Annotated in this window: 17 protein-coding genes and 1 riboswitch; of the genes, 7 read left to right on the forward strand and 10 right to left on the reverse strand. The window is 43.0% G+C overall.

The window, feature by feature from the left end; all coding sequences use genetic code 11:
* Positions 1 to 25: 25 nt before the first annotated feature.
* Both CAN90_RS06305 and CAN90_RS06310 read right to left on the reverse strand, forming a co-directional pair.
* Positions 26 to 748: a permease prefix domain 1-containing protein gene (locus CAN90_RS06305; protein WP_085832998.1), complete on the reverse strand. Its 723-nt coding sequence runs from the start codon at positions 746 to 748 to the stop codon at positions 26 to 28.
* Entirely contained in the window at positions 735 to 1085 is a 351-nt protein-coding gene (locus tag CAN90_RS06310; protein ID WP_085832999.1) for a PadR family transcriptional regulator, read from the reverse strand. The genes CAN90_RS06305 and CAN90_RS06310 overlap by 14 nt, the downstream gene beginning before the upstream one ends.
* A 156-nt stretch (positions 1086 to 1241) precedes the next feature.
* Here CAN90_RS06310 and CAN90_RS06315 point away from each other — a divergent pair, with 156 nt between their 5' ends.
* Both CAN90_RS06315 and CAN90_RS06320 read left to right on the forward strand, forming a co-directional pair.
* Positions 1242 to 1667 (forward strand): MarR family winged helix-turn-helix transcriptional regulator, encoded by a 426-nt coding sequence (locus CAN90_RS06315; RefSeq protein ID WP_242953588.1) that lies wholly within the window; start codon positions 1242 to 1244, stop codon positions 1665 to 1667.
* Positions 1668 to 1707: 40 nt separating this feature from the next.
* Entirely contained in the window at positions 1708 to 2526 is an 819-nt protein-coding gene (locus CAN90_RS06320; protein WP_085833000.1) for a DegV family protein, read from the forward strand.
* A gap of 67 nt (positions 2527 to 2593) precedes the next feature.
* On the opposite strand, the gene CAN90_RS06325 is transcribed toward CAN90_RS06320, so the two are convergent.
* The 4 genes from CAN90_RS06325 to CAN90_RS06340 form a co-directional block, all read right to left on the reverse strand.
* Positions 2594 to 3421 (reverse strand): helix-turn-helix domain-containing protein, encoded by an 828-nt coding sequence (locus tag CAN90_RS06325; protein WP_085833001.1) that lies wholly within the window; start codon positions 3419 to 3421, stop codon positions 2594 to 2596.
* A gap of 50 nt (positions 3422 to 3471) precedes the next feature.
* On the reverse strand, positions 3472 to 4188 hold the full coding sequence (locus tag CAN90_RS06330; protein WP_242953589.1) for a DNA alkylation repair protein: 717 nt from the start codon (positions 4186 to 4188) through the stop codon (positions 3472 to 3474).
* A gap of 359 nt (positions 4189 to 4547) precedes the next feature.
* Entirely contained in the window at positions 4548 to 5276 is a 729-nt protein-coding gene (locus tag CAN90_RS06335) for a TMEM165/GDT1 family protein (RefSeq protein ID WP_085833003.1), read from the reverse strand.
* A gap of 355 nt (positions 5277 to 5631) precedes the next feature.
* Positions 5632 to 5892, reverse strand: coding sequence for an AbrB/MazE/SpoVT family DNA-binding domain-containing protein (locus tag CAN90_RS06340; protein ID WP_085833004.1), 261 nt, complete (start codon positions 5890 to 5892; stop codon positions 5632 to 5634).
* Positions 5893 to 6192: 300 nt separating this feature from the next.
* Between CAN90_RS06340 and CAN90_RS06345 the strand changes: the two genes are divergently transcribed.
* From CAN90_RS06345 to CAN90_RS06365, 5 genes are all read left to right on the forward strand, one after another.
* Positions 6193 to 6780, forward strand: coding sequence for a nucleoside recognition domain-containing protein (locus CAN90_RS06345; protein WP_085833005.1), 588 nt, complete (start codon positions 6193 to 6195; stop codon positions 6778 to 6780).
* Positions 6773 to 7294 (forward strand): spore maturation protein, encoded by a 522-nt coding sequence (locus tag CAN90_RS06350; RefSeq protein WP_242953590.1) that lies wholly within the window; start codon positions 6773 to 6775, stop codon positions 7292 to 7294. Before CAN90_RS06345 ends, CAN90_RS06350 begins: the two co-directional genes overlap by 8 nt.
* Positions 7295 to 7508: 214 nt before the next feature.
* Positions 7509 to 8279 (forward strand): type III pantothenate kinase, encoded by a 771-nt coding sequence (locus CAN90_RS06355; protein ID WP_085833006.1) that lies wholly within the window; start codon positions 7509 to 7511, stop codon positions 8277 to 8279.
* 31 nt (positions 8280 to 8310) lie between these two features.
* A riboswitch (guanidine-I (ykkC/yxkD leader) is annotated at positions 8311 to 8407 on the forward strand.
* 48 nt (positions 8408 to 8455) lie between these two features.
* Positions 8456 to 8776 (forward strand): DMT family transporter, encoded by a 321-nt coding sequence (locus CAN90_RS06360; RefSeq protein ID WP_085833007.1) that lies wholly within the window; start codon positions 8456 to 8458, stop codon positions 8774 to 8776.
* Positions 8777 to 8895: 119 nt separating this feature from the next.
* Positions 8896 to 9204 carry a hypothetical protein gene (locus CAN90_RS06365; RefSeq protein ID WP_085833008.1) on the forward strand — a complete coding sequence of 103 codons (309 nt, stop codon included), beginning with the start codon at positions 8896 to 8898 and terminating at the stop codon, positions 9202 to 9204.
* Positions 9205 to 9295: 91 nt separating this feature from the next.
* On the opposite strand, the gene CAN90_RS06370 is transcribed toward CAN90_RS06365, so the two are convergent.
* From CAN90_RS06370 to CAN90_RS06385, 4 genes are all read right to left on the reverse strand, one after another.
* Positions 9296 to 9955 carry a hypothetical protein gene (locus tag CAN90_RS06370; RefSeq protein WP_085833009.1) on the reverse strand — a complete coding sequence of 220 codons (660 nt, stop codon included), beginning with the start codon at positions 9953 to 9955 and terminating at the stop codon, positions 9296 to 9298.
* Positions 9956 to 9960: 5 nt separating this feature from the next.
* Positions 9961 to 10554, reverse strand: coding sequence for a 30S ribosomal protein S4 (gene rpsD / locus CAN90_RS06375; protein ID WP_085833010.1), 594 nt, complete (start codon positions 10552 to 10554; stop codon positions 9961 to 9963).
* Between the two features lie 357 nt (positions 10555 to 10911).
* On the reverse strand, positions 10912 to 11250 hold the full coding sequence (locus tag CAN90_RS06380) for a DUF6054 family protein (RefSeq protein WP_085833011.1): 339 nt from the start codon (positions 11248 to 11250) through the stop codon (positions 10912 to 10914).
* 179 nt (positions 11251 to 11429) lie between these two features.
* Entirely contained in the window at positions 11430 to 12035 is a 606-nt protein-coding gene (locus CAN90_RS06385) for a helix-turn-helix domain-containing protein (protein ID WP_085833012.1), read from the reverse strand.
* Positions 12036 to 12346: the final 311 nt, after the last annotated feature.

Genomic DNA, 12346 nt, shown 5'->3' on the forward strand with positions numbered 1-12346 from the left:
GACATTTCAAATTATTTTTTGCAATTCAAGATTTATCTCCCATTAACACGGAAACAACACCGCACAGAACTCCAGCAATGGGGAACACTACCCAGCCTGGGTGCCACATATCAAACAAGAAACCAATTAGCAGGAAAAAAGCAGTGGCAAGGAGCATAATTGCACCGCTAAGACGCTCGGCAAGCGACTCGCCTTTTTTCGCGGCAGATGGAGGTGTGAATTGGGAGGCCGGTAAGCTGCCCGACTGGTAATAGGCGATTTGTTCATCCCAATAGGATTTTTGCATCCCATAATACACGAAGAGCCCTACCCCAACAGCAACCAATAGCAAAAAGACTGCAATTGATATTGCTCCACTTCCAAAAATAGATTCAAATACTTGGAACATCACCACCGCAAGAATACAGAGAATAACACCGGTTGTGATGGCAATGGCAAACTGGCTGCGAAACGCTGCGTAGGCACGAATCAGGTCTTCGGGGATGGAGTGGGAGGAAGCTTCTTCGATGAAAGGTGAGTCAACTTGCTCTTCCTCAATCCCTAGCTCCTGCCGAATTTCATCAATGCTGCCAAATTCTGCAATAACGGCACCCAGTGCCTCGTTCTCATTCTTTCCTTCTGCTAAGAGCGTTTCATACCGTTCTTCCATGCTCTCAATAATGTTGATTTTTACTTCGGCGACCTCTTTGGTGCGGGGCAGGGATGCAAAGGAATTCTCTACATAATTGCGAATCTTATCCATGCTCATTGCTAATCTCCTCTTTCTCACTGGTAAAATAGTCCACAATTTGTCTGGTGAGCTTCCACTCGCTGCATTTTTCACGGTAATATGCTCGCCCGGCATTCGTAATGGTAAAGTAGGTGCGCGGCTTTCCAAAGGATTCAGAGCCGTGGTAGCTGGCAATAAAACCGCTTTTCTCAAGCCGATTAATCGCCGAATACAAGGTTGTTTCTTTCATGCTGTAAACGCCGTTGGTGCGTGTTTGAATCTCTTTCGAAATTTCGTACCCATAGGAGTCGTGTTCGAGCAAAAGAAACAAAATCATTATATCGTTGTAGCCGCGCATAATGTCGCTGCTAATCAAAATTTTGCCCTCCTCTTATTACTACGTCTGTTGAAGTAGTTTGAGTATAGCACAACTACTACGACAAGTAAAGTAATATTTTAGATTACTTGACAGAAGCTTCTATTTTCCGGTAAAATACTTTTATATTAAAAGTTTTATAAGGAGCACTATTTCGTGAATTCTGAGCAGCAGGAGGAGTTAAATTACTTCTTTGTAGAGACCTTTAACCGAATACTGCAATATGAGGAAGCGGCACTTTCTACCGGGGATACAACCGGCCTGAGCATGAAAGAGCTGCACATATTGGAGGCCGTAGCACAAATGCAGCCTATACAGCAGAATACGATGTCTAAAATTGCGGCAAGGCTTGGCATCAGCACGGGTGCGCTTACTACGGCGATTAGTGTGTTAGTTACAAAAGGGTGCCTAGAACGCCAGAGCAGCGAGCAAGATCGCCGCCTTGTTTGGATTATTATGACCCCCAAGGGGGAGCGTGCAGAGCTTCAGCACCGCTTGTTTCACAAAGAGATGGTTCAAATGATTGGTAATTCTTTAAACGAAGAAAGCCTTCGTTCTCTTCTGGCATCTCTAAAATATTAAGTCGTTTTTTTGAAGACAAAAAGGAAGGCGGATTGACAGTATGAGCGTTCAAATATTAATTGACAGCACAGCAGACCTATCGAGGGAGGAGGCCGAGCGCCTTGGAGTTCGAATTGTTCCGCTGACGGTGCATTTTGGCGATCGCCAGTTTATTGATAAATATAACATTACTGAAGAACAGTTTTACGATATGCTGAATACCGAGGCAGAAATGCCTACTACTACGCAGGTAAGCCCCCAAAGCTTTTTGGATGTATACGCAGAATACCCAAACGATGAAATTGTAGGGATTTACATTGCGCAAAAGCTCAGCGGAACGTACCAGTCTGCTGTTATTGCAAAGGAAGAGTGTGGGCGGGAAGATATTTACCCAATTGACTCCTTAACCGTTTCGGCAGGTGCGGCTCTGCTCGTGAATGAAGCCGTTCGTATGCGTGACGAGGGGAAGAGCGGAAAAGAAATTGCCGAGCATATTACCGAGTTAACAAAGCATGTTGAAATGCTCGCGGTGTTCAATACCATGAGGTATTTGGTAAAGGGTGGGCGGCTTTCCAGCACCAAAGGTACGCTGGGCAATCTGCTTGGCATTAAACCAATTATCATGGTAAAGGACGGCGTTCTTGAGGTAATTGGAAAAGAGCGTGGCATGAAAAAAGCACTTGATTTTGTCGTTCGTCATTTGCGTGAGCTGCCAGATTTCGACTCCTCTAAACCGATTGCATATTCTCACAGCTTTAATCCATCTGATTTGGAACTGCTCAAGCAGGAGCTGGGAGAGGGGCAAACCCTGATTATGGGAAGCGTGGTAGGTACCCATGCAGGCCCCGGTGCTCTCTTGGTAGGCTATTACCGTAAATAGAAATGAGATATTGAAAACCCCCGCCATATGGCGGGGGTTTTTGATGCGTCTAATATTAATTTTAAGATTATAATTGATTGCTAGATGTAGTAGAAGAGCGGAATTTACCGGGAGCAGCTCCTGTATGCTTTTTAAAGGCACGAATAAAGTTATTGGCATTTCCAAAACCACATTCTACCGCAATTTGAGCAATTGGTTTTTTGGTGTTCCAAAGCAGGTCTTTGGCGTAAGAGAGCCGATTCATTAGCAAAAACTGCTTGGGGCTGTACCCAGTCATGTTTTTAAAGCTGTGCGACAAATAATATACGCTAATATAAAATTGCTCCGCCAAATCCTTAATTTGAATGTCCTCCAGGCAATGTTCTTCTAAGTACTTTTTAACCTCGTAAATATGAGAAGAATGCCTGCCGTCATACGAAGAAAACTGCCCTTCTGAGCGGCGATATGCCATAATAAGGGACTGCTGTAAAAAAGACACCATATAATCACCGCGGTAAGGGCGAAAACGTGCGCTTTCACGAACCATATTTTCAAATAAATTTTCAGCTTCTTCTTGGCAATCTGTTAAATCAAAAGTGGGGAAGCCCTCGTCAGAATGGTGCTGAAAAACAGACATAAGGGGGCTATCGTACAGAATATGATGGATTTTCAGAGGCTGAATGGTTACAAGGTAACGTTGGTACGGTGCTTCCAGAACCTCCAAGGAGCATTCATCCAAATTGCTGAAAAAGAACATATGTCCCGCAGAAATTATATAATTTGCTCCGTTAACCGTTAGCTTTATTTTTCCGTGCTTAATGTAAATCTGACGATATACGTTAAAGTATAGCTGTTGAATCGGCATGTCGGAATCGGCGTAGGTACAGTCAATTGCCAGATCTAACTGCGGTTCCATAATAGGCCTCCTTTGTCATCATCATTGTTTCTATGTAAAAATCTGCGAACTTATACAGAGCGTTTCAAATTACGTACTAGACTCTTGCTGCCCAATGGTACACGGTTGGACTCGATTATCTTTTGTATTGCTTTGTTATGAGTAAAATCATCCCAAACCGGCTTCTTTAAATAAGGGAGCGTAGCCTGCGAGCTTTTTACAAAGCAAATAGAGATTGCCCATGCAACCGCCATTTTGGAATAATAACCGGTTGCTTTGGTTTGGCTTAATTGAATGAGTGTGCGCGGTATGTCTTTTTCGCTGGTGTAATAATCAAGCAGCATTACTACTCCAAAGCGGCACTCAAATTCAAGCTCGGACGAAATGTATGGTAAGAGGAAGTTCCAAACGACTTCCGGTTGTCTTTTTGCCAGCTTGTAACCAGCACAAAAGCTATCGCATACCGACCAATTGTCTATTTTAGGCACAAAATTCGCGGTTCGCTCAAGAAGCTCATTGGTGTCTGCGTTGGCACTGCCAAGCACAAGACCCTGCAACATAATTTCTTCAAATGTTTCATCCGTTGCATTCGAAAGGTAATCACGCCAATCTCCTTTCAAAATCTGCTTTGTCAAAGCTTGCAGAATAGGGAGGCGTACTCCTAAAATGTTTGAGGTACCAGGAAGGAGCCTTTGACTAAATTCTTGGTAAGAGTCTTCTGCCAGAGTCTCAAGCTGTTGGCGGTGAGGGGTCTGCCAATTCCATATTGGTTTTGCATTTTCCCTCAACTGAGCCACTCCTTTTGCAAATTGCATCAACAAATGCTGTCCTGTGGAAGATTCACGCTTCTTTGTTTTGAATACTGCTTTCAGGATAACAGCTTAAGAAGTAAAAATCAATAACTCTAAAAGCAATTTTTAATAAATCTTTTATAAAACTGGCTCTGTATCTCTCTTTTTGCAATCAGAAAATTCATTCATTCCATTTTTTAAGAATATTTTATATTTTTACTATGATAAGCGATTGAGAATGAAGATCGTCAATAATTGCTAATTTAGAATAAAAAGGAGCCCGGTATCATAACTACCGGGCTCTGCATTTAAAAAATATAAAATTAAAATAGAGATTGATGATACGAGAAAAAAGGTTAGATTTTCTCGTTTACCTGACAGCACGCTGCCGGGAGAGAATCAGTTGCTTCTTCACTTTTTTCTTTTTTAATGAGGTATAGAGTACAGGCAGCAGTAAGCGCGTAAAGCAATGTCATAACCAGCATAATCACATCAGTGCCCAAGGCCAAATCGCTTCTCATTACCTGATAGCTGCCGAGGAAGCCAAAGAAGATAAATACCGCAGCAGAGATTAGCTTAACGGTACGCTCGGGAATTCTCTTACACAATACAACGCCAATTACAATTCCAATACCATCTGCAATGAGCATTCCGATGGTGGTACCAGCCAAAATCCAAAGCGGATTGGTGGGGAATTTTGCGGCGAGAGCCACAGTAGTGAGCTGTGTTTTGTCACCCATTTCAGCAATAAAGAAAGCTATGGCAACAGTGGCAATAGCACCATATTTGCTGGTTCTGTTCTCTTCACCCTCCAGCTTGTCCCCACGAATGGTCCAAAGACCGAAGAAGATAAACGACAAAGCGGCGATTCCCTGAATCCAAACCTGAATCGTATCAAATTGTGTTAACATATGGCCTACGGCCACGGCCAGCGCATGGTTTAAAATAGTGGCAAGAAACACACCAATCATAACTTTTGAGGCTTTGTACTTTGCAGCAAAAGCCATTGCCAATAGCTGTGTCTTGTCTCCCATTTCCGCCAAGACAACTGCGCCCAGTGAAAAAACTAAGGCTGTAATACCCATTCTACTTCCTCCGTTAATAAAAATATTATTACAAACAAAAAACCCAAGTATAGCTGTACCGCTATACTTGGGTTTAAATACAAATTGAGAGAAACCATGTATAGCAATAAAGTTATACATGAGTCTCGTTAATTAAGGCAAGCCAGACTAAAATAGCCATTATGTTGACTTGCCGCATACAACCGTATGCAAACTACTCCCTCATGGGTTTTAAATTGTAGCCCCATTATACCGTGCGAAATTCGGAAAGTCAAGTAAAATCATGAACGGTAAGTTTTCATGTACTTTCAGTATAGGTTGTCCAAATTTTGATTCATCGCTTAGAGGGCTTATTTGCTTTTGAATTCAAAAGTTTTTATTCGGCCTCTTCATCCAGCCTTTTCGACAAACGCTCCACACAGTTAAAACATACATTATGGTCCTTATACTTTGAAATGCGATCCATACTCCCACAGAAAATACAGGAAGGTTGATACTTCTTTAAAATAATTGCAGAATCCTCCACAAAGATTTCTAATGAATCCTTTTCTGTAATACCTAAGGTGGATCTTAGTTCTTTTGGCAGTACGATACGCCCGAACATATCAACCGGCCGAACAATCCCCGTAGATTTCATGTTGATTCCTCCTAATCCTATCTTTTTTCACTCCACAAATACTTCACTTTAACTTCTCACACAAATGCTTACACTAACACCAAAACGTTCCCAGTCCCAATATAATGTAATATTGCGTGTTAATAATACCTTTTTTTGGCATTTAAGTCAATCAATAAACAGTGAATTATTCTTTAATTTTATTACAGTAATTTGTGTATTTACACTTAATATTTTACCTTTTTTCCCTCGCGAGCAGGGATGAGATATTTGGGGTATGGAATACAAATATGCTACATATGTATGTACGGGTGAAGAATTATGATGAATTACATATGGGCAGGAATGATTCTGTTTAGTTGTGTGTGCGCTTTACTAACTGGTAGGCTGCCAGAGCTTTCAGACGCAGTGCTTTCTGGTGCGGCAAGCGCGGTACAGCTTGTCATTGTTTTGTTGGGGATGATGTGTGTTTGGACGGGGCTGATGAAGATTGCAGATGAGGGGGGACTCACGAAAGTTCTAAGCCGGATGTTCTACCCGATATTACGTCCGTTGTTCCCCAAATACCAGAAAGACAGTGCGGCAATGAAGGCTATTTGCATGAATATAACCGCAAATTTGCTTGGTTTGGGTAATGCGGCAACACCCTTGGGCATTGCCGCAATGAAAGAAATGAACCGGGTAAACGGCAGAAAAACGGAAGCTGACAACAATATGGTTATGTTTGTAGTAATTAATACGGCATCCATTCAGCTGGTACCCACATTTATGGGAACTCTGCGGCAGCAGTATGGCTCTGCACAACCCTTCGACATTGTACCGGCGGTTTGGCTTGCCTCCATTATTGCTTTGGGGTTGGGTATTTTGACCGCAAAACTGCTGGAAAGGCGGGAAGACAGGCTTGGCTGATATTGGAAGCATGGTGGTACCGGCCACTATTTTCTTTATTCTTATTTTCGGGTTTGTCCGAAAGGTTCCGGTGTTTGATGTGTTTGTAAGCGGAGCCAAGGAAGGTGCCCTGTCGTGCTTTGATATACTGCCTTCTCTTGTGGGGCTTATTTTGGCGGTGAATATGCTCAGTGCTTCCGGCGCATTGGATTTGGTTTCATCTGCGTTGCGCCCTGCGGCATTGGCGCTCGGGTTGCCCCCAGAGGTTATGCCGCTGGCACTTATGCGCCCGGTTTCCGGCAGCGGTTCAAATGCGCTATTGTTACAGTTGTTCCGGGACTATGGGCCTGATAGCTTTGTTGGGCGAGTGGCCTCCGTCATGAACGGCTCAACCGAAACAACCTTTTATGCCATTGCTGTTTATTTTGGTGCGGTGGGGATTAAAAAGACCAGACATACCATTCCTGCGGCACTTACAGCGGACTTAGTCGGCTATATAGCATCCGTTTGGGCAGTTCGCATATTGTTCTTATAAAAATACATTTTACAATTTAAAAAAGGTGCTAAAAAGGTGCATAAATTGCACCTTTTTTTGCAAGTTAATTCTAATTTAGAATATAAAACAAATTGAATGATTTTTTGGTAAGAAAAACAGTGGGAATGCGGTAGGAGAACCGATTTGGGTATTGCGTATTTAGTCGTATTTGGGTATAATAACCTTCGTGAAAAACCAGGGGAGGTTTAAACTCATGCTCTTAACGCTGGACATCGGCAATACCAATATTACAATTGGTGGTTACGAAGGGAAAAAGCTTCGGTTTGTATCGCGAATGGCAACCGATCGCAGCCGAATGGAAGACCAATATGCGATTGAATTGCGCGATATTCTTGACATATACGATGTAAAGGTAACAGATATTACCGGTGCAATCATCGGTTCGGTGGTTCCGCCAGTTACCGTTTATATAACAAGAGCCATTCAAAAGCTAACAAAAATAAAACCCGTTGTGGTAGATGATAATACCATTACGGAGTTAGATGTTCGCCTGAACCCTCCCAGCATGGGGGCAGACCTCGTGGCTGGCTGTGTTGCTGCGATTGCGTTGTATGGCGGCCCTTGCATAATTTGGGATATGGGTACGGCAACCACGGTTTCTGTTATAGATTCGAACGGCAGTATGCTAGGTGGCTGTGTGATTCCCGGGGTGGGAATCAGCCTAGAAGCGCTCACGGCGCGCACGGCGCAGCTTCCTGCCATTAGCATGGAAGCACCGAGTAACGTAATCGGCAACAATACGGTTGATTGCATGCGCTCTGGTGTGATATACGGACAGGCCTCGATGATAGACGGGCTGTGTGACAGAATTGAAGACGAGCTTGGCGTGAAATGCAAAGTAATTGCTACCGGTGGGCTGTCTCGCGATATTATATCGTATTGCCGCCGCGACATTGTGTACTGTTGCAACTTGCTGTTGGAGGGTCTGCGGCTATTATATGAGAAAAATAGACCCAATGAGTAATTGACATACTCTATTCTTTTTGCTATACTAAAATAAAGTTTTATAGGGTTCCGCGGTGTTACCGGGCTGGACCAAGATAAAACGCACAGAAGATACTGTGTTCACGGAAGGATAAAAGCCTGGGAGATCTTTATGATTTCCTGGGCTTTTTTTAAACAATGAGAGGAGATGTAAGTATGCAGTGGGTATTTTTATTGGTAGCTGGTTTTTTTGAGGTAGTATGGGCAGTGGGGCTGAAAATGTCTGAGAATTTCAGCAAACTGGTTCCAAGTGCGGTCACAATAGTAGGGCTAATAGCGAGTATGTATTTTTTGTCGCTCTCGTTAAAAGAATTGCCAATTGGTACTGCTTACGCAATTTGGACGGGAATCGGGACAGCCGGAACACTCATTTTTAGTATTGTTTGGTTTCGCGAGGCCATTACTCTGCCACAGGTGCTGTGTGTCATGATGATTATCAGCGGAGTCGTTGGGCTAAAGTTTCTTTCTCCTACTTAATAAAAAATATTTATATTTCATTTTCTTTATTCGAATGATGAAATTATCACCGATGCTATACTGTTTTGTAAGCAGCACTCATGAAGCTGGGTTTTCTATACAGGAGAGGACGGATTTGCATGAGCGTAAAACAGATAGGCAGGGTTACCGGTTTTATACTGCTAGCGGCAGTTTTGTTCTTTTTTATCCAAATACGTTGGTTGGAATATAAAACACTAGCACTACTAGTAATTCTATTTTTTGCAGTTGATTTGCTAAAGCGTGTTTGGCACTGGATATTGCAAAAACGGGGCAGTGTGAAAGAGCAATCTTTAGCGCAAAGCCAAAAGCGTGACTTTCATTTTGAATTCATTGGTTATTTAACCATCGATGCTATGAACTGGTTTAAAAAAGTGGGGAAAGTTTTTTTAGTAAAACAGAATAAATAGAATTAGAATTTGACATGGAATAAAACAAGGCTCGGCAGATTTCTCTGCCGAGCCTTGTTTTTCAGCTTTTTATCAAAGGTTAGGTTGTAAACTAAGTAAGGCTGCTAACCCGGGTGTTTAACCAGTTCAGCAGTAAATGCTTCGCAAATGGTTCTGTTTCAAAACGCCTGCACAGTTCGTCTAGCTGAGCGTAAGAATAGCCGAATTCTTCCAAAAACAGCTCTTCGCACCAAATAAGCTCCTTTAAGTAAAGGGCAACTTCCTGTGCACAGCAAAAGATATTGAGGCTTAACTGCAAGCCCTTTTGCTGCCAATAGTGGTTAAAGCGACTGCAAAAATGCCGCAAAGCCAGTTCTTGCTGCTCTCCGCTGCGCTGCCATATAGAGCTTAGCTCAAATACAAAGCCGCTCATGGCTAGGCGGTGTGGAGATTCCGAGGAATAGACCATCTCTAAAAGCTCCGTTGTAGATTGAATTGGTACCATGAGGCGGTCGTTTTCTGGGTGAAGCACATAGTAAAACACAGTAGGAAGAAAAATATACTGCACAAAGCCCAAAATAGATTCCGTGTTTGGGTAGCAGGCCCAATTGTTGTCAAGCAGAACACGCTGCTCATCTGCAACGCAGGCATTCACAAATACAGGCTGCCGAAGCTGTTCCGGCGGCACAAATAAGTCGTTCCATACATCCTGCTTCCCAAGTGTCCACTCCCAGAAGTCGGGCTGCTGGTATTTACAGGCCGGGCTGCGCATAGCGATTACCTCGAATAATACTCAACGACCAACTGATCGTCGACTTCCACAGGGATTTCTTCGCGATTGGGCAGGCGGGTCAGCTTGCCGCCAAATGCGTTGAAATCACGTTCAATATACGGTACGGCAAAGCCTTTGCCTTCGAGGAAATTGGTGCGGAACAGCCCATTGCTTCTGGATTTTTCACGCAGTGTAATCACATCACCCACCTGAATGGAATAAGAGGGGATAGAGATTTTTTTGCCGTTTACCAGAATGTGACCATGCGTTACCTGCTGGCGAGCCAAACGAATGGAGTTGGCAAAACCAATTCGGTACACCATATTATCTAACCGGCGCTCAAGAGTTTGCAGCAAAGCATCACCTGTTTTACCAGCGGTTTTTTCCGCAGCGCGGTAATAACGAAGCATTTGCTTCTCTAAAATTCCGTAATAGGCTTTCACCTTTTGTTTTTCAGTAAGCTGAATGCTGTATTCTGAAACTTTCTTTCTTTTGTTAAATGCTGGTGCGCCTGCACGGTTCATGGCCTTGGGGTGTCCGCAAACATTTACTCCCAATCTGCGGCATTCTTTAAAACGAGGGCCTCTTCTTGTTGCCATTCCTGTATGTCTCCTTTGTTTTGTTTTTTGCAGTAAAGCAGTATTTTTGGGTTAGTGATAACTAACTTAAGATTGGCATCGCTTACCGCATGTAATCTATTTCGATAGTTTATCGATTTTGCAATTGTATCTCTTTGTATAAGAGGGTAGCCAGATAATAACTTTTTTAAATTGCGATACGGAAGAAAACAATTCTATCGTTTAGTTAGAAGTGACTAACAAAAGGATTATAGCAGATTTATATTTGAATGACAAGAGGAATTGAGGATTTTTTTTACTGAATCTGCAAAGCCCGAAATGCAATTGGAATTCGGGCTTTGCAAAACAAAATAGGTTTACTTAAAGAAAGCAATGAATTTAAGATATAATTACGTCCTGCAATCCTTCCAGTAAGGATGCCTCAAAGCTGTTTGCCGCCCCCCAGTCAAAACGGAAGATACCTTCTCCTCCTCCGCCGCCAACGTAGTGCATGCGGGTTCTGCTCGCAAAACTATCCAGCGTTACCGTGAGGGTCAGGCGGTTACTCGCGCGCCAGTAGTGCTTTTCATAAATCAGTACCACACATTGGCCAGCGCCTCCTGCATTTAAGGTATAGCTGTCAATCTGTTCACCAGTAAAGCTTCCACGTACAATAATATCGTCAATTCTTTGAATGGCATCAAACATGCTAATCGAAAGAAAAACAGTGTTTTCCATAAGAACTCCTCCTTTTGTGTGGATAGGGTCGCTGGATTACGACTCTGGGAGCAATATATCTGCCAGAGCCTTAATAACACTTAAATTATATCATAAGTTATTTTAAAAAGCGAAAGCTTTCATTCAGCTCTTCTCTAGCTCAATTACATCATGCAGGTTTTTATAAACGCGAGCCGTTATTATCTGGCTCTCCTTTGGTACGAAATCTCAGTTCGGTACAGGCCATGCTGGTTGCAATACACATAGAGCACCCCTGAGCCTGTAATTGCAAAGCGAGCATCCGGGTTTTGCTCGGGGTACAGCTTCTTTAACTGAATTTGGTCGGGAGAAATGAGTGCCAGAAACGAGATATAATGGTCTTTCTCCATGGGGTGGTTCAACGTAATATAATATTCGTTTTCAATTTGCTGTATTTGTAGTAAATGCGGTACGTCACTTTCTTCGGCTTCTTGAACTGGCAGGGTGATTCCACAGCAGGTAAAAGAACCTTCACCAAGTGAATGAATCACGTTGCCACATACCGGACAAATATAAAAACAGGTGCGCAGCATATTGCCGGCACGGTTGCTGTTTGTAATTTGCTCGCCGGAAAGAAGCTCGGCGACTGAAACGCCCAACGCTTTGGCTAACGGCTCAATCAGTGAAATATCTGGCAGGCCTCGTTGGTTTTCCCATTTCGAAACCGCCTTGTCGCTTACCGTGAGCAGCTCCGCTAATTGCTTTTGGGTGTAGCCTTTTTTCTCGCGCAAGTATTTTATGGTGGTTCCGGTTACATACTGTATCATATCGCCATTCTCCCTTAATAGTGGTATAGAGAACAAGTGTAGTATCCTAATTGGTTTTACTGTTCTATCTATATTATTTTAGAATACTGGAGCAGGTATTCTAAAGCAACCTACGCTTTGTAGAGTTTGGGGAGTACATACTTTTAGGAATAGTATGGTTTCTGGAGTGGTTTTTGTCAATAGAAACACCAAAAGAATTGAATTTATGGTGCAGTATAATTCTTAGCCTTTGCAGCCAATACTGTAAATAAAGCGGGGGAAAAGACTGCCGCCGAATTCTTGACAAATTACCTGTTTGGTGGTAGCCTTAG

This window comes from Clostridium merdae (assembly GCF_900176635.1).
Lineage (GTDB): Bacteria > Bacillota > Clostridia > Oscillospirales > Acutalibacteraceae > Faecalispora > Faecalispora merdae.

Excerpts from the sequence above, each read along its gene's own strand:
- CAN90_RS06325 (WP_085833001.1), bottom strand. The coding sequence starts at position 3,421 with ATGGAACCGCAGTTAGATCTGGCAATTGACTGTACCTACGCCGATTCC.
- CAN90_RS06365 (WP_085833008.1), top strand. The coding sequence starts at position 8,896 with ATGAGCGTAAAACAGATAGGCAGGGTTACCGGTTTTATACTGCTAGCG.
- CAN90_RS06340 (WP_085833004.1), bottom strand. The coding sequence starts at position 5,892 with ATGAAATCTACGGGGATTGTTCGGCCGGTTGATATGTTCGGGCGTATC.
- CAN90_RS06370 (WP_085833009.1), bottom strand. The coding sequence starts at position 9,955 with ATGCGCAGCCCGGCCTGTAAATACCAGCAGCCCGACTTCTGGGAGTGG.
- CAN90_RS06320 (WP_085833000.1), top strand. The coding sequence starts at position 1,708 with ATGAGCGTTCAAATATTAATTGACAGCACAGCAGACCTATCGAGGGAG.
- CAN90_RS06335 (WP_085833003.1), bottom strand. The coding sequence starts at position 5,276 with ATGGGTATTACAGCCTTAGTTTTTTCACTGGGCGCAGTTGTCTTGGCG.
- CAN90_RS06345 (WP_085833005.1), top strand. The coding sequence starts at position 6,193 with ATGATGAATTACATATGGGCAGGAATGATTCTGTTTAGTTGTGTGTGC.
- CAN90_RS06305 (WP_085832998.1), bottom strand. The coding sequence starts at position 748 with ATGAGCATGGATAAGATTCGCAATTATGTAGAGAATTCCTTTGCATCC.
- CAN90_RS06360 (WP_085833007.1), top strand. The coding sequence starts at position 8,456 with ATGCAGTGGGTATTTTTATTGGTAGCTGGTTTTTTTGAGGTAGTATGG.
- CAN90_RS06380 (WP_085833011.1), bottom strand. The coding sequence starts at position 11,250 with ATGGAAAACACTGTTTTTCTTTCGATTAGCATGTTTGATGCCATTCAA.
- rpsD (WP_085833010.1), bottom strand. The coding sequence starts at position 10,554 with ATGGCAACAAGAAGAGGCCCTCGTTTTAAAGAATGCCGCAGATTGGGA.
- CAN90_RS06355 (WP_085833006.1), top strand. The coding sequence starts at position 7,509 with ATGCTCTTAACGCTGGACATCGGCAATACCAATATTACAATTGGTGGT.
- CAN90_RS06385 (WP_085833012.1), bottom strand. The coding sequence starts at position 12,035 with ATGATACAGTATGTAACCGGAACCACCATAAAATACTTGCGCGAGAAA.